The sequence below is a fragment of the Brevundimonas sp. BH3 genome (assembly GCF_045345115.1).
Taxonomy (GTDB): domain Bacteria; phylum Pseudomonadota; class Alphaproteobacteria; order Caulobacterales; family Caulobacteraceae; genus Brevundimonas.
Genome location: NZ_CP150796.1, coordinates 615713 through 633142 on the forward strand (window position 1 = coordinate 615713; position 17430 = coordinate 633142).

At 57.3% G+C, this 17430-nt stretch carries 19 protein-coding genes; 12 read left to right on the forward strand and 7 right to left on the reverse strand.

Going from position 1 to position 17430, the window contains the following annotated elements; translation table 11 throughout:
- Positions 1-97 precede the first annotated feature (97 nt).
- From WEU32_RS02955 to WEU32_RS02965, 3 genes are all read left to right on the forward strand, one after another.
- Positions 98-2194 (forward strand): S46 family peptidase, encoded by a 2097-nt coding sequence (locus tag WEU32_RS02955; RefSeq protein WP_406852802.1) that lies wholly within the window; start codon positions 98-100, stop codon positions 2192-2194.
- Positions 2195-2283: 89 nt separating this feature from the next.
- Positions 2284-4374 (forward strand): S46 family peptidase, encoded by a 2091-nt coding sequence (locus WEU32_RS02960; RefSeq protein WP_406852803.1) that lies wholly within the window; start codon positions 2284-2286, stop codon positions 4372-4374.
- A 20-nt stretch (positions 4375-4394) separates the two neighbouring features.
- Positions 4395-4916 carry a GNAT family N-acetyltransferase gene (locus WEU32_RS02965; protein WP_406852804.1) on the forward strand — a complete coding sequence of 174 codons (522 nt, stop codon included), beginning with the start codon at positions 4395-4397 and terminating at the stop codon, positions 4914-4916.
- An 86-nt stretch (positions 4917-5002) separates the two neighbouring features.
- Here the strand turns inward: WEU32_RS02965 and pgsA are convergent, their stop codons facing one another.
- The 5 genes from pgsA to WEU32_RS02990 form a co-directional block, all read right to left on the reverse strand.
- A complete protein-coding gene (gene pgsA, locus WEU32_RS02970) occupies positions 5003-5626 on the reverse strand; it encodes a CDP-diacylglycerol--glycerol-3-phosphate 3-phosphatidyltransferase (RefSeq protein WP_406852805.1) in 624 nt (207 codons plus the stop codon).
- 81 nt (positions 5627-5707) lie between these two features.
- Positions 5708-6319: a carbonic anhydrase gene (locus WEU32_RS02975; RefSeq protein ID WP_312815361.1), complete on the reverse strand. Its 612-nt coding sequence runs from the start codon at positions 6317-6319 to the stop codon at positions 5708-5710.
- 85 nt (positions 6320-6404) lie between these two features.
- Positions 6405-8270, reverse strand: a complete 1866-nt coding sequence (uvrC, locus tag WEU32_RS02980) for an excinuclease ABC subunit UvrC (protein WP_406852806.1) — start codon at positions 8268-8270, stop codon at positions 6405-6407.
- Positions 8271-8288: 18 nt separating this feature from the next.
- A complete protein-coding gene (locus WEU32_RS02985) occupies positions 8289-8738 on the reverse strand; it encodes a DMT family transporter (protein WP_406852807.1) in 450 nt (149 codons plus the stop codon).
- Positions 8739-8743: 5 nt separating this feature from the next.
- A complete protein-coding gene (locus WEU32_RS02990; protein ID WP_406852808.1) occupies positions 8744-9217 on the reverse strand; it encodes an NUDIX domain-containing protein in 474 nt (157 codons plus the stop codon).
- Between the two features lie 154 nt (positions 9218-9371).
- On the opposite strand from WEU32_RS02990, the gene WEU32_RS02995 reads away from it, so the two are divergent.
- The 6 genes from WEU32_RS02995 (at position 9372) to WEU32_RS03020 (ending at position 12291) form a co-directional block, all read left to right on the forward strand.
- Positions 9372-9776: a dihydroneopterin aldolase gene (locus tag WEU32_RS02995; protein WP_406852809.1), complete on the forward strand. Its 405-nt coding sequence runs from the start codon at positions 9372-9374 to the stop codon at positions 9774-9776.
- Positions 9773-10543: an SDR family NAD(P)-dependent oxidoreductase gene (locus tag WEU32_RS03000; RefSeq protein ID WP_406852810.1), complete on the forward strand. Its 771-nt coding sequence runs from the start codon at positions 9773-9775 to the stop codon at positions 10541-10543. The genes WEU32_RS02995 and WEU32_RS03000 overlap by 4 nt, the downstream gene beginning before the upstream one ends.
- An 89-nt stretch (positions 10544-10632) precedes the next feature.
- Positions 10633-11169: a 6-pyruvoyl trahydropterin synthase family protein gene (locus WEU32_RS03005; protein ID WP_406852811.1), complete on the forward strand. Its 537-nt coding sequence runs from the start codon at positions 10633-10635 to the stop codon at positions 11167-11169.
- A complete protein-coding gene (gene folB, locus WEU32_RS03010; protein ID WP_406852812.1) occupies positions 11166-11555 on the forward strand; it encodes a dihydroneopterin aldolase in 390 nt (129 codons plus the stop codon). The genes WEU32_RS03005 and folB overlap by 4 nt, the downstream gene beginning before the upstream one ends.
- 78 nt (positions 11556-11633) lie before the next feature.
- The gene (locus WEU32_RS03015; protein ID WP_406852813.1) at positions 11634-11987 is read left to right on the forward strand and encodes a serine/threonine protein kinase; all 354 of its coding nucleotides are present in this window, start codon (positions 11634-11636) and stop codon (positions 11985-11987) included.
- A gap of 16 nt (positions 11988-12003) precedes the next feature.
- A complete protein-coding gene (locus WEU32_RS03020) occupies positions 12004-12291 on the forward strand; it encodes a GNAT family N-acetyltransferase (RefSeq protein ID WP_312135039.1) in 288 nt (95 codons plus the stop codon).
- A 143-nt stretch (positions 12292-12434) separates the two neighbouring features.
- On the opposite strand, the gene WEU32_RS03025 is transcribed toward WEU32_RS03020, so the two are convergent.
- The gene (locus WEU32_RS03025) at positions 12435-12764 is read right to left on the reverse strand and encodes a hypothetical protein (RefSeq protein WP_312135040.1); all 330 of its coding nucleotides are present in this window, start codon (positions 12762-12764) and stop codon (positions 12435-12437) included.
- A gap of 1466 nt (positions 12765-14230) precedes the next feature.
- Complete coding sequence (locus WEU32_RS03030; protein WP_406852814.1) at positions 14231-14383, reverse strand: hypothetical protein; 153 nt, start codon at positions 14381-14383, stop codon at positions 14231-14233.
- Between the two features lie 485 nt (positions 14384-14868).
- Between WEU32_RS03030 and WEU32_RS03035 the strand changes: the two genes are divergently transcribed.
- Genes WEU32_RS03035 through WEU32_RS03045 form a run of 3 tightly spaced genes read left to right on the forward strand, consistent with a single transcriptional unit; the run spans position 14869 to position 17427 of the window.
- Positions 14869-15165, forward strand: coding sequence for a hypothetical protein (locus WEU32_RS03035; RefSeq protein WP_406852815.1), 297 nt, complete (start codon positions 14869-14871; stop codon positions 15163-15165).
- Between the two features lie 27 nt (positions 15166-15192).
- Positions 15193-16239, forward strand: coding sequence for an NB-ARC domain-containing protein (locus tag WEU32_RS03040; RefSeq protein WP_406852816.1), 1047 nt, complete (start codon positions 15193-15195; stop codon positions 16237-16239).
- Between the two features lie 3 nt (positions 16240-16242).
- Entirely contained in the window at positions 16243-17427 is a 1185-nt protein-coding gene (locus WEU32_RS03045; RefSeq protein ID WP_406852817.1) for a tetratricopeptide repeat protein, read from the forward strand.
- The last annotated feature ends 3 nt before the right edge of the window (positions 17428-17430 follow it).

Genomic DNA, 17430 nt, shown 5'->3' on the forward strand with positions numbered 1-17430 from the left:
GATTATGGCTGTGCGCGGATACCACCCAATGCGGTGGCAGGATTTTTCGAAGAGGGGGAGGGCGTGGTGCCCTGTCCGTGTTTCGAAGGGAGCCCCTATGTCGCTTCGTCGTACGATTACCTTCTCGGCCTCGATGGCCGTGCTGGGCATGGCCGCCGCCATGGTCAGCGTTCCGACCTCTTCGGCCCGCGCCGAAGAAGGTATGTGGACCTTTGATAATTTCCCGATCCAGGCCGTCAACACGACCTATGGCACCCGTTTGGACCAGAAGTGGCTGGACAATGTGCGTGAGTCGGCTGTGCGTCTGCAAGGTTGCTCGGCATCGTTCGTATCGGGCGAAGGCCTGATCCTGACCAACCATCACTGTGTGGTGTCGTGCATTCAGGACCTGTCGAGCGCAGAAAACGACTATGTCAAAAATGGCTGGGTGACGGCCAATCGCGAAGAAGAAAAGACCTGCCCGGGCCAGACCGCTGAAGTCCTGACCGAGATCGTCGATGTGACGGATCGTGTTCTGGGTGCCGGTGCCGGTCTTGAAGGCGGTGCCTTTGTGCGTGCCCGCTCCAGCGAGATCGAAAAAATCCAGAAAGAAGCCTGCGGCGACGATACCAAGCGCACCTGTCAGGTGATCAGCTTCTATCGTGGTGGCCAGTACAAACTCTACAAGTTCAAGAAATACGACGACGTCCGTCTGGTGTTCGCGCCAGAGTTTCAAGCCGCATTCTTCGGTGGCGATCCGGACAATTTCAACTTCCCGCGCTATGCCCTCGATGCGGCCTTCCTGCGTGCCTATGAAGATGGCAAGCCGGTGGCTTCGCCGGTGCACCTGAAGTGGAATGCCGATGCGCCGAAGGAAGGCGATCCGGTTTTCGTCGCGGGCAATCCGGGCACGACCCAGCGCTTGCTGACTGTTTCTCAACTGTCGCAACTGCGTGACCAGCAACTGCCGGTGACCTTGATCCAGTCGTCGGAACTGCGTGGTCGTCTGACCGAATATGCGACCACTTCGGAAGAAGCGCGCCGCGTGACGGTAGACCCGCTGTTCGGTTTGGAGAACAGCTTCAAGGTCTTCTACGGCCAGGTCGGCGCGCTGACCGATCCAAACTTCTTCGGCAAGAAGGTCGCCGAAGAGAACGAACTGCGCGAGCGCGTGGCGGCTGATCCGGCACTGGCAGAGCGTATCGGTAATCCGTGGGCCGATATGGATGCGGTCGTCGCCACCCAGCGTCGTCTGTACCTGCCGTATCGCCAACTGGAAGCCGCGGCTGGCCAACGCTCGTCGCTGTACTCGTATGCCCGTTCGATCGTGCGCGCCTCCAAGGAACGCGCCAAGGCCGCCGACCAACGCCGTGCCGGTTATTCGGATGCGGACATCGCGGCCATGGGCCGTCGCCTGTCCACCGAGGTGCCGATTGCCAATGATGTTGAGCGTATCGCGCTCAGCTTCTGGCTGACCAAGACCCGCGAATACCTGACGGCCGATCATCCGCAGGTGAAGGCTCTGATCGGTGCCGAGAACCCCGAGGAGCTGGCCACCCGTCTGGTGGAAGGCACCCGTCTGGCCGATCCGGTCTTCCGTGCTCAGGCTCTGGCTATGACGCCGGAACAGATCGCGGCCTCGGACGATGCCTTGCTGAAGTTCGTACTGGCCAATGACGATGCGGCCCAAGCTGTTCGCGCCCAGTATGAAGCCGAGGTTTCGGCCCCGTCTTCGCGCGCGGCTGAAAAGATCGCTCAGGCCCGTTTCGCCGTTTATGGCACCAACCTGTATCCGGACGCGACCTTTAGCCTGCGTCTGTCATACGGCTCGGTGAAGGGCTGGACCGAGGGTGACAAGACCATCACCCCGTTCACCAATATCGGTGGCCTGTATGAGCGTCAGACCGGTGCATCGCCTTATGATGCCTCGGAGCGTTTCATGGCGGCGCGTGACCGCGTGAACAATGATGCGGTTTATAACTTCGTTTCGACTAATGACATCATTGGTGGCAACTCCGGTTCGCCGGTGATCAATGCCAAGGGTGAAGTGATCGGCGCGGCCTTCGACGGCAACATCCACTCGCTGGGTGGCAGCTTCGGTTATGACGGCGAACTGAATCGCACGGTTACGGTTTCGACCTCGGCCATCACCGAAGCCCTGCGTACGGTTTACAACCAACCGCACCTGCTGCGTGAACTGGGTGTGCGCCGCTAAAACCGGCTAAAGCGTCACGTTTACGGGAGGGGGTTGTCTTTGGCGGCCCCCTCTTGTCTTTTCAGCGCAATTCACGAGGGACCCCCTTCATGCGCCATTTTGCATTCTTCGCTTCTGCTGCTGTTCTCGCTTTTGCTGCCTCGGTTACGCCCGCCGCAGCCGAGGAGGGCATGTGGACCTATGACAACTTCCCCATCGCCAAAGCCAATCAGCAGCTTGGTACCAATATCGATCAAGGCCTTTTGGATCGTCTTCGCCTGTCGTCGGTGAAGTTTGGCGGTTGCTCGGCCGGTCTGATTTCGGGTGAAGGCCTGATCATGACCAATAACCACTGCGTTGCGACCTGCGTGGCCAACCTGTCCACGCCGCAACTTCAGTATGCCGAGACGGGCTTCCTGCCGAAGAGCCGCGAGGAAGAGCTGAAATGTCAGGGCGCGACGGCGGAAATCCTGACTGACATCACCGATGTGACCGAGCGAGTTAACAAGGCCGCTGAAGGTCTGGACGGCCAGGCCTTCACCCGCGCCAAGGAAGCCGAAGCCGCCCGCATTGAAAGCGCGGTCTGCGGCACGGACAAGACGATCCGTTGTCAGGTGGTCAGCCTGTATCGCGGCGGTCAGTACAAGCTCTACAAGTTCCGCAAATATGATGATGTGCGTCTGGCTTGGGCACCGGAAGACCGAGCGGCCACCTTTGGCGGTGACCTAGACAACTTTTCCTTCCCGCGCTTTGCCATCGATGCGGCGTTTATTCGTGTTTACGAAGACGGCAAGCCGGCAGTGACCCCAACCCATTTCACATGGAATGCTGACAAGCCTACCGAGGGCGAACCTGTCTTCCTGTCGGGTAATCCTGGTTCGACCCAGCGTCTTTTGACGCAGGCCCAGTTGATGACGATCCGTGATGTGGTCCTGCCCATGGACCAATTGATTGCGTCCGAACTGCGCGGTCGTCTGATCCGTTATTCGGAAGAAGGCGACGAGCAGGCCTTTATCGCCATGGACCCGATTGTCGGTGTCGAGAACACCTATAAGCGCGGTGTAGGCCGTATGCGCGCCCTGACCGATGCAGACTTCATGGATCGTCTGGCAGGTCAGGAAACGGTCTTCCGTCGCAGCGTTGCCGAGAGCGAAGCGCTTTCGGCGCAGGTCGGCGATCCGTGGGCCAATCTGGCCGCTGTCCAGTCGGACGCCCGCGAGCTTTATGCGCCGATGGCGCTGCTGGAAGGCGGAACCGGCATGGGCACGACGTCGGTGGCCGGTGGTTCCAACCTGTTCGGCTATGCGAAAACACTCGTGCGTGGTGCACAGGAACGGGCCAAGCCTTCGGATCAACGCCTGCCCGAGTATTCGGACAGCCGCCTGTCGGGTGTCGAGGCCCGGCTGTTTGCCGAAAGGCCGACATATCCGGAACTGGAACAGATCCGTCTGGAATGGTGGCTGTCCAAGACCCGTGAGTGGCTGACAGTCGACAGCCCCTATATGGCGGCCTTGCTGGGCAAGGAAAGCCCTGAAGGTTTGTCGGCCCGTCTAGTTGAAGGCTCGAAACTGGCTGATCCTGCGGTGCGCCGTGCCCTATGGGAAGGAGGCCTCGCTGCGGTTCAGGCATCGGAGGACCCGATGATCCAGTATGTGCTGCGTATCGATGCTGATGCCCGTGCTGTGCGCACGGACTGGGAAAATCGTGTTGAGGCCCCGACCGTTAAGGCATCGGAACAACTGTCAGCGGCCCGCTTTGCTGTTTATGGCGACAGTGTTTATCCTGATGCGACCGGCACGCTACGCCTGACCTATGGCAAGGTTGAAGGCTCTGATGTACCGGGCCAGCGCTTTGGTGCTTTCACGACCTTTGCAGGTCTGTGGGACCGTGCGACGGGTGCAGAGCCGTTCGTTCTGACACCGGGTCTGCAAGCCGCGCGCGACCGGATCGACCCTAATACGGTAATGAACATGGCTGTCTCGACGGACACCATCGGTGGCTCTTCGGGATCGCCGGTGCTGAATGCCAAGGGCGAGATCATCGGGGCGAACTTCGATTCGACTGTGCTCAGCCAGCGCAATGCCTATGGCTATGACATCCGCACCAACCGCAGCGTGATCGTGACGACCCAAGCGGTCACTACGGCCTTGCGTGAGGTCTACGGCCTTGATCATCTGCTGATCGAGCTGGGTGTAAAATAGGGAGTTACACCGTGGGGGACGTGACGTTTCGCGCCGCGACGACTGCCGATATCGAAACCCTGCATGCCTTGGTTGAAAGCGCCTATCGCGGTGCTTCGGCCAAGGTGGGCTGGACGCATGAAGCCGACCTTCTGGACGGCCAGCGCACCGATGCTGACGAACTGTCGGACATTATCAACGATAAGGAACAGACGATTACGCTGGCCTTTATTGATGATGAGCTGGCGGGTTGTGTGAACGTCTCGAACCGGGGCGACGGACGCGGCTATCTGGGGATGCTGACGGTTGATCCGCAACGTCAGGCCGGTGGTCTTGGCCGCCAACTGATCGAAGTAGCCGAGCAGGGCGCTGCCAGTGGCTTTGGCGCAAGGGTGATGGAGATGACTGTCATCGCCCAGCGTAAGGAGTTGATCGCCTATTACGAGCGCAGAGGTTATGTGCTGACATCAGAGACACGGTCCTTCCCGCTGCATGATCCACGTTTTGGCGATGCGAAGCGTGATGACCTTTACTTCGTCGTGATGGAGAAGAAGCTGAGCTGAAATCTCCGTGCGAACCTTCAATAAAAAGGCGCTGACTGCGAAGTCAGCGCCTTTTGTCTGTAAGTGGTTGATACGGCTTACAGGTCCTACATTTGCTTTTTGGCAGCCGAGAAATACTGCCAGCCGGTCCAGATGGTGGCGATAGCCGCCAGCCAGATCAGCACGTCCGAAAACAGCTGGAAGTGCGGCAGATAGTCGAAGGGCAGGCCAAAGCCGTCCCAGTTGCGAGCAAACAACTGGCAGCCCAGAGCCACCATTTGCAGCGTAGTCTTCCACTTGGCGGCCAGCGTGACCGGCAGGGTGATACGACCGGCCATGGTTTCGCGAAGGGCGGAAACAGCGAATTCCCGGAAAAGGATCAGACCGCAAGGAATGATAATCTGTTGCACCGAACCGGAGGTCAGCACGCCGAGAATAGCGCCGGTGACTAAAATCTTGTCGGCGATGGGATCGAGGATAGCTCCCCAGCGGGTGGTGGCATTCCAGCGACGCGCCAGATAGCCATCGATCCAGTCGGTCGAGGCTGCGATGACGAAAATCCAGAAGCCGATGCGATACATGGCAAACTGGTCATCGGGGCTCAGCATTGCCGAAACGAAGGGGATTCCGCTGGTGGCACCGGCCAGTAGCAGGAACATCACCACACCGGCGGCCAAGCGAAGGCCGGTCAGGATATTGGGGATGGGGTTGGGCTTGAGGGCAGTCGCCATAACGTCTTCCGTAAGTGAGCCACCAGATGTGCCACGCTTTGTGGGCAGAAGCGAGGTCTGCCACAAAACGGGGCATTCAACCTAGTCGAGAGGCTCGAAACGGGGGGCGTCACCGGCGCGCGTCAGCTTGCCATCGGCAATGCCGAAATGCAGGCCGACCAGTTGCAGTTCGCCGCGCTCGACCTTGTCAGCAATCCAAGGGAAGGTGCGTAGATTGTCCAAAGACAGGCGCACAATGGCTTCTTCGGCCACGCGCTCGGCCTGATCGGCAGGCCAGTCCTCGCAAGCACGGCGCACGGTCGGCACACCCTGTTCCACCCAAGGCAGAACAAAGTCGCGGCAGTTGTCCGGCGTGCCATTGATCATCGCATTGACGCCGCCACAGCCTGCGTGACCCATGACTACGATCTGTTTGACACCCAGAACATTGACGCCGAACTCGAGGGCTGCCGAAACACCGTGCAGCTTGCCGTCCGGTTCATAGGGCGGCACAAGATTGGCGACGTTGCGCACGACGAAAAGTTCACCGGGGGCTGTGTCGAAAATCAGGGCTGGATCGGCGCGGCTGTCGGAACAGGCGACGATCAGGGTGTGCGGTTTCTGGCCCTTGGCCAGCAACTCGTATTCAGCTTTCTCCGAGGGCCAACGGTCCTCACGGAAGCGGCGGTAACCTTGGGTGAGCTTTGTAATCATGCGCGGTGTCAAGCAGCAGAGATTCGCGTAACTCAACCCGAAACCTTACATTTGTGATCGAAAAAACAGGGCGAAGTTTGACGGTTTAGCGGGCGAAGAAGGCGTGGATACGCTCGGCCATGGCCATGTTGATACCGTCGATCTTGGCCAGATCCTCGACCGAAGCACGCGAGACACCCTTGGCCGAACCGAAGGCATGTAAAAGCGCCTTCTTGCGGGTCGGACCAATGCCTTCGATTTCGTCCAGGGGGTTCTTCTTGATGTCGATCGAGCGGCGCTTGGCGTGGGCACCATTGGCGAAACGGTGGGCTTCGTCGCGTAGGCGCTGGATGTAATAGAGCGCGGGTGACTTGAGCGGCAGCATGAAGGGAGGTTTGCCCCGCATGAAGAAATGCTCTTTACCGGCATCGCGGTCCGGTCCCTTGGCGACACCGACAGCTGTGATGTCATCCAGACCCAGTTCGTCCAGAATGGAGAGAACCTCGGCTAGTTGCCCCGCGCCGCCATCGATCAGCAAAAGGTCGGGACGTTCGACGATTTCACCGGCATCCTCGTCCTTGACCAGTTTACCAAAGCGACGACGCATAACTTCCCGCATCATGCCGTAATCGTCGCCGGGGGTGAGGTCTTCGCCACGAATATTGAATTTGCGGTACTGGTTTTTGCGGAACCCTTCGGGGCCAGCCACCACCATGCCGCCCACGGCATTGGAGCCTTGAATATGGGCGTTGTCGTAGATTTCGATCCGCTCGGGACGGCTCTCCAGACCCAGAGCCTCGGTCATTTCATCAAGGATTTTCGACTGGACCGAGTTTTCGGCCAGCTTGCGACCCAGAGCCTCGCGGGCATTGGTTGCTGCGTTTTCGACCAGTGACTTCTTGTCGCCGCGCTGGGGACGGGCGATCTCGACCCTGTGGCCCGCCTTCATCGAGAAGGCTTCTTCAAGCAGGGTGTGTTCCAGTGGTTTGCTGTTGGTCAGGATCAGGCGCGGGACCGGTTTGTCTTCATAAAACTGAGCCATGAACGCAGAGATGACATTAGCTTCGTCATCACTGCGATCAATGCGCGGGAAATAGGCGCGCCCGCCCCAGTTCTGGCCTGCACGATAGAAGAAGACCTGCACACAGGCCTGACCGCCATCCACATGCACAGCCATGACATCGGCTTCTTCAATACCATAGGCGTGGGCACTGGATTCCATTGCGATGGCTGACATGGCGCGGATACGATCACGTAGGCGAGCGGCGGTTTCGAACTCCATGTCATCAGAAGCCTGCTGCATCTCGTCGGACAGGTGTTTGATGATGGCGCGAGATTTACCGCGCAGGAAGTCGCCCGCTTCTTCGACCATGATGTTGTAGTCGGTAAGACTGATCTCACCGGTGCAAGGGGCCGAGCAACGCTTGATCTGGTGCAGCATGCAGGGGCGTGTGCGGCTTTCATAAATCGCATCGGTGCAGGTGCGCAGCAAGAAGGCTTTTTGCAGCGTCGCCAGGGTGTGGTTGACTGCCCATGTTGAGGCAAACGGGCCGAAATAGTCACCCTCAATAGTGTGCGCGCCGCGATGTTTACGCACCTGCGCGGCGGGATGGTCGCGACGGATCATCAACTCGGCAAACGACTTGTCGTCACGCAGCAGAACATTAAAGCGCGGCTTGAGCTTTTTGATATAGCCCGCTTCCAATAGCAGAGCTTCGTTCTCGGACTTGGTGACTACCAGTTCCATTGAACGGGTCAGGCTGACCATCAGGCCGATACGCTGGGTGTGAAAGCGCCCTTGCGCATACTGGACGATGCGCTTCTTTAAGGACTTGGCCTTACCGACATAGAGGCATGAGCCATCCTCGCCATACATGCGATACACGCCCGGTTTGTCCGGTGCTCGGCGCGCTTCGTCGGCGATCAGGGCGGTGGCCTGCAGGGGAAGGGGGGCGTCGGTGGATTCGGTCATTCAGGTTTGAATATAGGATCAGCCGCGCCGGATCAGAAGCATGCCGACGATCACCAGTGCAATTCCGGCGATGCGGGTCAGACTGACTGGATGGGCTTGCGTCCCCATCGCCCCGAAGTGGTCGAGGATGACGCCCATGACCATTTGGCCGGAAATGGCCAGAACAAGGGTGGTCGCAACGCCCAGTTTGGGAACGCCCCAAGCCAGTGCGGTGACAAGAAGACAGCCATATAGACCGCCCAGCCACCCCCACCATGGCAGGGTGCGTAGGGCCTGGGCATCCGGGCGGGCCTGAAGAAACAGGGCCACAAGACCCAGAGCGATCGTACCGATGGCGAAGGAAACAAAGGCGGCATTGATGGTCGAGCCTGCGGCCAATGCCAGTCGGGCATTGGTGGGGCCTTGAAACGCGGTCGCAGCTCCTGCCAGCACCAGTATCGTCATGATCAGTAATACGGGCTGACTCACGTTTTTCACCATTCGGGGGTGGCGGCCTTCTGGCCCAGATATTCGAGGATGCGGTTACGGCTGGCGACGGTGATGTCATCGGGCAGGGCATCGGGGGCGAACCAGCCGGTTTCGGCAATCTCGCCATGGCTGGTGCGTTCAGTCATTTCAAACCTGTCGATGTGAAAGACGGCCACATGGTCGCCGGGAAAGAAGCGTTCATTGGAATGGATAGACACGAGGCGCGGTTCCGACGTGGCGATCAGGCCTGCTTCCTCGCGTACTTCGCGAACCGCCGCCGCGTGGGTGGTTTCGCCTCTGTCCACGCCGCCGCCCGGCAGCCACCAGCCATGCAGATAGGTATGTTTGACCAACAGGATATGGCCACGCTCGTCGGTGGCAATCACCCGTACACCTAGCGTCATGCCGCGGCTCAACCGCGACCAGACAAAAAACAGGGGGCGGGTGAAAGGCTCGATGCGGGTGCGCCATTGGGTCATGGAATAACGATAGGCTGTGGACGGGTGGCTTGAATAGGGGCCGCACTGCCTCTATTCGGAAGCGAACAGGGAGATTTCACCATGCTGGCCATCGCCATCATTTTTGCTTTTATCGCCGTTATCGCTGCTGTGAACTTCTACGAGTTCGGCCGCATTGACTAAGATCGGTATGGAGGCTGGCGTCATGGACTGGCGAACGGCCTCCGACCATGTGCGGGTTTTCCTGAAGGATGTCGTGGTTGACCTCAGTGTCGGCCTGCATCCGTGGGAGCGCCATCCCGAGCGCCCGACACGCCTGATCGTTAATGTCGAGATGTTCGCGTCCCTGCCGATGGCAGAGGGCGCTTTCATTAATTACGACCATGTGCGCCAGAAAATTCAGGGATGGGCGGGGCGCGAGCACGTCGAGCTTTTGGAAACCTTGGCCGAGGAAGTCGTCGGCACCTGTTTCGAACTGCCGCTGGTGGAAGCCTGCCGCGTTCGGATCGAGAAGCCGCAGGTGTTTAACGAGGCTTCGGGTGCGGGCGTCGAACTGTTCCGCAAAAGGTCGCCTCAATGACCGGTAAGGTCGTGCTGGTAACCGGCGCGGCGCGGCGCGTCGGAGCGGGTCTGGCCAAGGGTCTGGCCGCAGCGGGCTGGACGGTTGCTATCCACCATCGCGGTGGTGCCGAGGATGCACAGGCTGTGGCGGCCGGTATTCGTGATGCGGGTGGGCAGGCCGAGACCTTTTATGCCGATCTGGCCCAGGTGGGCGGACGCGAGGGGCTGATCCCTGCGGTGGTGGCGCGTTTCGGGCGCATCGATGCCCTGATCAATAACGCCTCCATGTTCGAATACGATAATCTGGAGACGCTGACCGACGCCCTGTGGGAGGCCCATATTGCCGCCAATCTGACCGCGCCGGTGTTTCTGGTCCGCGATTTTGTGCGCGCGGTGAAGCAGCAGGGCGGGCAAGGCGCGGTGGTCAATATCCTTGATCACAAGCTGGTCGCGGCCAATCCCGATTTCCTGTCCTATACGGCGGGCAAGGTGGGCCTGGGCGGACTGACACAGGCGCTGGCACTGGCGGTGGCCCCCGAGGTGCGGCTGAATGGAGTCTCGCCCGGTCTGGTACTGCGTAGCGGTGAGCAGACAGACGCCGATTACGACAAGGCGTGGGTGGATACGCCGCTGGGCCGTGGCACCAGTCTGGATGATCTGGTGTCGAGCGTACGTTTCCTTCTGGAGACGAAGGGTATTACCGGACAGATTATTACGGTCGATGGTGGCGAGAGCCTGAAACCGCGCGGTCGCGACATCTCGCTGGATCCGGCGCTGAAAGACTGAAGTACGCCTTTACTTTGTCGCGTGTGCGGTGTTGATGCGCGAGCCTTTTAATCTCCCTATATAGGCCCTGTTGGTCACCGAGTTTCTGAATGCCTGCTGTTCGTTTCACCCGCCGCTTTTCGATGGCGCACCGGCTTATTGCCGATGCGGCGTCCAAGTGTGCCGTGCCGCACGGGCATAACGAGTTTGTTTCGGTGACGCTGGAGCCGTTGGCCGAGATCGACTTTGGCGGGGCCAACTATGCCGCCAGCTTCGAGCGCCTGAAGACGCGTTGGCACGGGTTTGTGGATCGCAGTCTGGATCATGCGTTCCAGTTGAACGCGACCGACCCCCTGCTGAACTATTTCAAAGACCATGAGCCGCAGCGCCTGAAACAGGTGCTGGTGGTGGATGGCGATCCGACGACCGAGGCACTGGTCATCGCCCTGTGGCGCAAGATGGAAGCCATCATTGCCGCCGAGGCCCTGCCGTTCCGTCTGGCGGAACTGGGGATTGAAGAGACGCCGACCAATACGGTTCTGGCGCGTGGCCTGACGGATGCCGAGCGCGCATGGCCGCTGGCGGGCTGGTGCGACCGTGCCGATAACAGCATCAATGACATCCTGCCGCCGGAGAGCTGGGCATGACAGTAACGGCTCTGTCGCTTGCGGAAGGCTTGCCGCGCCGTCAGGGGATGACGGTGCATGTGCGCGGTCTGGAGGTTCAGGCCGGTATCGGTGTCTATGCCCACGAAATGGGCCGCCTTCAGCCGCTGGTTCTGGACGTAGAGCTTGATCTGGGCGCAGCACCGGTGCGGGAACTGGCCGATACGCTGGATTATGACGGTGTGGCGCGCATTGTGCGGTCGCTGGCATCGGGCGGGCATATAGAGTTGGTGGAAACCTTTGCCGAACAGGTGGCGCTGGCGTGTCTGGAAGACATGCGGGTGCTGGCGGTGCGGGTGAAGGTGGACAAGCCCGAAGCGATCGCCGGTGCACAGGCGGCAGGCTGTACGGTTTCTTACGCGCGTTAATTGCGACTTCGGCGATTGCTTGCGGGCAGGGTGCCGGTGCATGATCGGTGTCGCGTTTTTATCCTCCAGAGGCATTCAATGACCGAGTTCAGCCGCCGTGGCGCGATTGTGGATCGTATCGGACTGTCGGCGACCTATGCCTTGATCCTGTTGACGGTGCCGACATTTGGCGTAGCGGGCGTAGTGGGTCTGGCCAGTGTGCTTTGGGGTTCAGAGCAGGAAGATGCTCTGGGGCGCAGCCACCGCGAGTATCAGAAGCGCACCTTGATGATTGCTCTGGCGTCGATTGTGATCGGGGCGATCCTGATCGTGGTCAATGTGGGTGTGTTTGTGCTTTTTGCCATGCTGATCTGGACGCTGGTGCGCGGGATGCGGGGCTTGCGGGCTTTGCAGCAGGGGCAGGTGATCGCCAATCCGCGTGGTTGGCTGTAGCAGAGAAAGTAGGCTGATGGATCTGAGAGACGTCGTTTCCGAGCATCGCTACGAGCAGGATTTTGCCGATGGCGAGGGGCAGGTTCGCATCGTGTTTGCCGATTATGCGGTGCGCGGCGATACGCGGGTTTTGCTGCATGTCGAGGCCGATCCGGCGCTGCGCGGGACTGGCGCATCGGGCAGGTTTATGCAGGCATTGGCCGAGCATGCGCGGGCGCAGGGGCTGAAGCTTTATCCGCAGTGCGGCTATGCGCGGACATGGTTGCAGCGGCATCCCGAATATCGGGATGTGAGTTCATTTTAAGTTGGCCCTAATGCTCGACGCGCATTTTTAGTGGCCCGCGGTCGTCGGCCCTGCGGGACCTCCCGACCCGACGCGGGCTGTCCCGCCTCCAGCGGGTGCCCTCAAGGAGCGAACCGCCGCGCGGTGAGCGTTAGGGCACTTCCTTAAACATGCGCCTTGGAGACGATGACCTTGATGGTTTCGGCCTTTGAGGGGAGTTCTTCGGTGAGGCGCGAGGCGATTTCGCGGGCACCGACCGGATAGGCATCGCCGCCTTCGGCGATTTCGCGGGCCAGTTTGGCGGCAACCATCAGGGCGTCTTCCAGTGCGGTCACCTGTTCCAGAGCCAGTGCGCGGGCTTCGGCCTGAAGGCGCTTGACGCGCTCGGCAGTGCTCTCGGGCGCGCGCATCAGGTCGTAAACCGCCGCGCTGGCGGGTTCGGTGACGAGACGCAGATTTGCGGTGCGGTCGGTGTCTTTGTCCGGTTCGGACATTGTACTGGTTCCCTGCTTGGAAAAGCCTCTGTTTCGATAGGTCGCAAGGAGTTAACTGCCGGTCGGTGCGGCGGTTCCGCTGTTGTTACACCTTGACCGATTTTAGACACATTTGCCGAACGGGGTGTGGTTATTTGCACACTCTTTATGTTTGGCCAGCGGTCAAAAGGCTCCGCCTTTTCGACCCGACGCGGGCTTGATTAGTGGCTCGCGGTCGTCGGCCCTAACGGGACCTCCGGACCCGACGCGGGCTTGATTAGTGGCCCGCGGTCGTCGGCCCTAGCGGGACCTCCCGACCCGACGCGGGCATGTTTAGTGGCCCGCGGTCGTCGGCCCTACGGGACCTCCCGACCCGACGCGGGCGGGGGAGTAGAGGGGGCGTCTATTCAATCTGATGTGGGGGCTGTTTCGCGGTTTGCGCGCCGCTGGGTTCCTCGATCAAGTCGGGGGATGACGTTAGGGGGCCGTAGCCTTTGGCGTCGGCGATGATGAAGAGGTGGTCGATGCGTTGGAGGAGTTCGCGGCGTAGGCGGCGTTCCTCGCGGGGGCTGATGTATTCGGGGTGGCTCGGGTCTGTGTGGGGAGCCAGCGCGACGGGTAGTTTTTGGGTTTGGGGCGGGTCATTTTTGTTGGCCCTATGCTCGCGTCGCGGACGCTCGCGGCTTGAGGGCGGTTTCCTTTCTTTCTTCGCCCTAGCGTTTGCCGCGCGGCGGCTCGCTGGTTGAGGGCGTGCGGGGGGACTGGATCCTCCGATCAAGTCGGAGGATGACGAAAATCATTTAGGCACGACGAAAGCCACATCGCCCGTCGGGCGTGTGGTTGGAGGGCAGGCGGGGCGCGCGGGCTTTGCCCGGCATAGGTTTTGGTTCCGTTTCGGCAAAGGCACGCGCCCCGCGCAGACGGTTATTCACCAGCTTTCCTAGCTTGGCCGCGATCGTCGGCCCCTTTGGGGACCTCCCGACCCGACGCGGCTAGTTTTTACCAGGGCAGGCACCGCTGTTGGCGGTTACTCCCAGTGCCGGTGGCGGGCAGCGGACACCTGCGGCGTCCTGCTGGCACGGTCCGAGTTTCCACCTCGACCCTTGCCGGAGTTCTAGCCCGCGTCGGGTCGAGAAGGCGGAGCCTTCTGACCGCGGGCCACTCAGAATGTTGCCGGACTACACGCACGACCTAGCGGCGCTGACTCCAGACACTCCAGTGGCCGTTCGATGCGAACGTTACTGCAAACTCCATCGGCTCCGGTCCTTCCGGCGGGGTTTGGTCCCCTTGTGGGGCCAAGCCTCAGCCGGAGGGGCGGACCCCGCTCCATCCACTCCCGTCACCGCAGGTCCGCAGGCCTTACGTGCCCTCCATGCGACGGGACGCGAGAAGGATGGCACGGATGGAAGGTAGGGCGAGCTTAATGGCGCGAAGGTGTGTTGGAGCCTTTGCGGTTGGTGGTTTGGGATGAGCGTTAAAAAGTTTTGCTAGTGGCTGCAAACAAGGTTGTGCAGGGTTGCGCCGATGTCGGCCAGCGCATTCAGGCCGGAGCCGAGAGCGAACACGGCAAGGGCGGTGGCCAAGGCAAGGATCAGGATACGGTCGGACTTGGCGAGCGCGTTGAAGCTGAAAGCGTTCATAACCCCTCCGTGGATCAGCGAGATACAGGAGGGGTTAGAACGGCGTGGGCGTCAAGCGTTGTTGCGGGGCCAAGCCTCAGCCGGAGGGGCGGACCCCGCTCCATCCAATCCCGTCGCCACGCCCGCGTCGGGTCGGGAGGTCCCGTAGGGCCGACGACCGCGGGCCACTCAGAATGCTCCGCTTCGTGCAAGGTTTGGTGTTGCTCTGGATCCTCCGATCAAGTCGGAGGATGACGGCGGGTATGGGTGACTGGGTTGGTTGCGTTGCGTGGGGCCAAGCCTCAGCCGGAGGGGCGGACCCCGCTCCATCCACTCCCGTCGCCGCAGGTCCGCAGGCCTTACGAGCCCTCCATGCGACGGAACGCAGAAAGGATGGCACGGGTGGAAGGTAGGGCGAGAAAAGAATTGCGCTAACAGTGATGTATATACTTGACGGTAGGATAAACGTCAGAAAAGATGAATGAATTCATTCGTAGGGGGAAGCTATGGCAACATATCAAAGAGTTGCACTTTTTATTTTATTTGACTCAATGGAAACCGATTTGATTTCTCATCTACGAGACATATCCATTGTCTCAGATGAGCTTCTAAATTCAATTGAGCGCAATAAAGCATTGCTTCGGCTTCAAAAACGAGAAAGTCAAATTTTTGATCCAAGTGATGACTTCGAGTTAGTTAAAGGATTGGATTTAGGGGATAAGTATCAAATATTGATGCGAAACAAACATCTGTTAGATAATTCTAAGTCTGATTACTTTATAGGTATAAATTCTGTTATTTAAAATCTAATTCCGATTAGAAATTCCGCTATGCATGGTCGCCCATTGACGACTACTGACTATAGCGTAGCATTTTCTTCAGCTGAAGATTTTATAAAACATCAGAATTATTGGCCTCATCTTCATCAGTCTTATAAAAAATATAATGAAAACCCAGACTACTTTATGTCTAGAAGCGTATCGTTTTTGGATGGTGAGTATGCCCCTTCAGTTACTCTTAATAATCTCCCTCTTCCAGATTATGAGGATACAGGATTTGTGCCTCGTCCTCAGTTGGAAAGAGAGCTGAAGAAAAAACTCTTAGGGCGTCACCCGGTTGTCACTGTTCTTGGTGAGGGCGGAAGTGGAAAGTCTGCATTAGCTTTGCAGACTCTATATGGAATGATCGATGCAAATGATCATGATTTTGACGCCATCGTTTGGTTTTCAGCTAAATCTTCTAAACTATCAGTGCACGAAATTACTAGAATTGAAGGTGCCATTGCAGATTCTTTAGAGTTATTTGAGGAAATTGCAGACCAGTTGGAGCCTGGAGATGGTGATTCTTTATCGCGAATTAGAGATCTGCTTTCTTCTAATAAGATACTTCTTGTTATAGATAATTTAGAAAACATTATAGATGATAGAATAAAAAAATTCGCTGAAGATGTTCCTGGCGAAAGTAAAATACTATTTACACCTCGCGTGCCACTTGGCCACGATCTTTCTGTTCATGTTGGAGATTTTGCAGAAGGAGAGGCAAGGGGTTTTCTAAAGAGACTTGCTGAATCTTACGGTATACCTTCTATAAGAAGGATGAATGCAAACACTATTTCAAGGTATATGAAAAAAATCGGACACAAGCCTCTGATGTTGAAGTGGTTTGCGCTTGGTGTCCATTCTGGCTTGGATCCAGATAAGATTACAGCAAATCCGAAGGTGGCTCTAACATTTTGTATTGAAAATATAGTCGAATATTTAGGCGCTGACGCGAAATCTGTAGCAATAGTTATATCATCAATACCAAATTCTTGTTCCGCGGCCGTAATTTCTCATATATCGGGTATGGATCCGCTTAGGGTAGAGGCTGCAATATAGGAATTGACTAGATTTGCTATCATCGAGGTTGATCCGCGCTCAAAATTTGAAAATGCGTATACAATACGACAGCTTGTGAAGGCGTATATCACTCGTGTTATAGGCATTAAAGACAGCGATGTCTCTGAGTATGTTTCGGCGTATAGGAAGTTAGAAGGGCTTCTGCAAAATGAACGGGCTAATAATGTAAAGAGGTATAATAGAAAAAACTTTATTGTAAGGTCTAGATCCGAAGCTTTGGCTGCAACAAAGTTAAGGCAAGCATATTCTTTTGCTAGAGATGGTAAATTTGATGACGCTGATAGATTAATATCTAGCTGTAAAGTGTTAGTTCCTGACTACTTTGAACTTTATCGAGCCGAAGCTTTTGTAGCGTTCGAAGGAGGCGATGTTAGCCGAGCGAGCGATGCTTTTGAGGCTGCGTTAGATCTAGATAGCTCTCAGCCGCAACTTCATTTTTGGTATGCAGGTTTTATTTCAAGAGCGCTTGCTATGTACGAAAAAGCCGGTGATCATTACGCAATTGCTCTAAATATGGATCCAGATAGTCCTGAAGTAATTAGAGAATCTATACGGAATAACTTTTTTCAGTATAAATTCGAAGAAGCTTACAAGCTAATTGAAAAACTTAATAATCTAAACTTAAGAGATATGAGGGATAGAAGGGTTAATGCAGATATAGAGGCTCAGTTGTTCGTAAGATGGTCTGAGTTTCATGTAAGAAACGATGATTTTGAATCTGCTCTAGAGAAGATTTGTTCTCTTCTGTCATGCCTTTGTGGTGTTGATGTTGCTCTAGTAGATCAGACATATATTGATCATCTAGCAAAGATATCGCCAACGTTAAATATCATTAGACGATCTGGTCGAGTGAGCCGCTTGGACTTAGTAGATGAGATTGAAGCCAAGATATCTGAAATATCAAAGATCGTATTGGGTGATCATGCTTCGACAACTGATAACAAGGTCGGGTCTAGGCAGTTAGGTGTATTAAAGGATGCGGGGCGCCAGGAGAAGTATGGCTTTCTGCGGGATGTAGCTGGGATTGATACATTTGTTCACTCTGCAGACGTTGAGCACTCAGTTTGGGTATCGATGTGCGGGGGAGCCGATGTTCATTATGACGTAATCTCAAACGCGGATGGGCGTCTTAAAGCAGTGAATGTCCGTCTTAGAGCAGACGGTTAGCTG

What these genes read in the sequence shown, in the direction of transcription:
- folB (WP_406852812.1), top strand. Translation starts at nt 11,166, where the DNA reads ATGACAGTAACGGCTCTGTCGCTTGCGGAAGGCTTGCCGCGCCGTCAG.
- WEU32_RS03000 (WP_406852810.1), top strand. Translation starts at nt 9,773, where the DNA reads ATGACCGGTAAGGTCGTGCTGGTAACCGGCGCGGCGCGGCGCGTCGGA.
- WEU32_RS03005 (WP_406852811.1), top strand. Translation starts at nt 10,633, where the DNA reads ATGCCTGCTGTTCGTTTCACCCGCCGCTTTTCGATGGCGCACCGGCTT.
- pgsA (WP_406852805.1), bottom strand. Translation starts at nt 5,626, where the DNA reads ATGGCGACTGCCCTCAAGCCCAACCCCATCCCCAATATCCTGACCGGC.
- WEU32_RS03025 (WP_312135040.1), bottom strand. Translation starts at nt 12,764, where the DNA reads ATGTCCGAACCGGACAAAGACACCGACCGCACCGCAAATCTGCGTCTC.
- WEU32_RS02955 (WP_406852802.1), top strand. Translation starts at nt 98, where the DNA reads ATGTCGCTTCGTCGTACGATTACCTTCTCGGCCTCGATGGCCGTGCTG.
- WEU32_RS03030 (WP_406852814.1), bottom strand. Translation starts at nt 14,383, where the DNA reads ATGAACGCTTTCAGCTTCAACGCGCTCGCCAAGTCCGACCGTATCCTG.
- WEU32_RS03015 (WP_406852813.1), top strand. Translation starts at nt 11,634, where the DNA reads ATGACCGAGTTCAGCCGCCGTGGCGCGATTGTGGATCGTATCGGACTG.
- uvrC (WP_406852806.1), bottom strand. Translation starts at nt 8,270, where the DNA reads ATGACCGAATCCACCGACGCCCCCCTTCCCCTGCAGGCCACCGCCCTG.
- WEU32_RS02960 (WP_406852803.1), top strand. Translation starts at nt 2,284, where the DNA reads ATGCGCCATTTTGCATTCTTCGCTTCTGCTGCTGTTCTCGCTTTTGCT.
- WEU32_RS03035 (WP_406852815.1), top strand. Translation starts at nt 14,869, where the DNA reads ATGGCAACATATCAAAGAGTTGCACTTTTTATTTTATTTGACTCAATG.
- WEU32_RS02975 (WP_312815361.1), bottom strand. Translation starts at nt 6,319, where the DNA reads ATGATTACAAAGCTCACCCAAGGTTACCGCCGCTTCCGTGAGGACCGT.
- WEU32_RS03040 (WP_406852816.1), top strand. Translation starts at nt 15,193, where the DNA reads ATGCATGGTCGCCCATTGACGACTACTGACTATAGCGTAGCATTTTCT.
- WEU32_RS03020 (WP_312135039.1), top strand. Translation starts at nt 12,004, where the DNA reads ATGGATCTGAGAGACGTCGTTTCCGAGCATCGCTACGAGCAGGATTTT.
- WEU32_RS02990 (WP_406852808.1), bottom strand. Translation starts at nt 9,217, where the DNA reads ATGACCCAATGGCGCACCCGCATCGAGCCTTTCACCCGCCCCCTGTTT.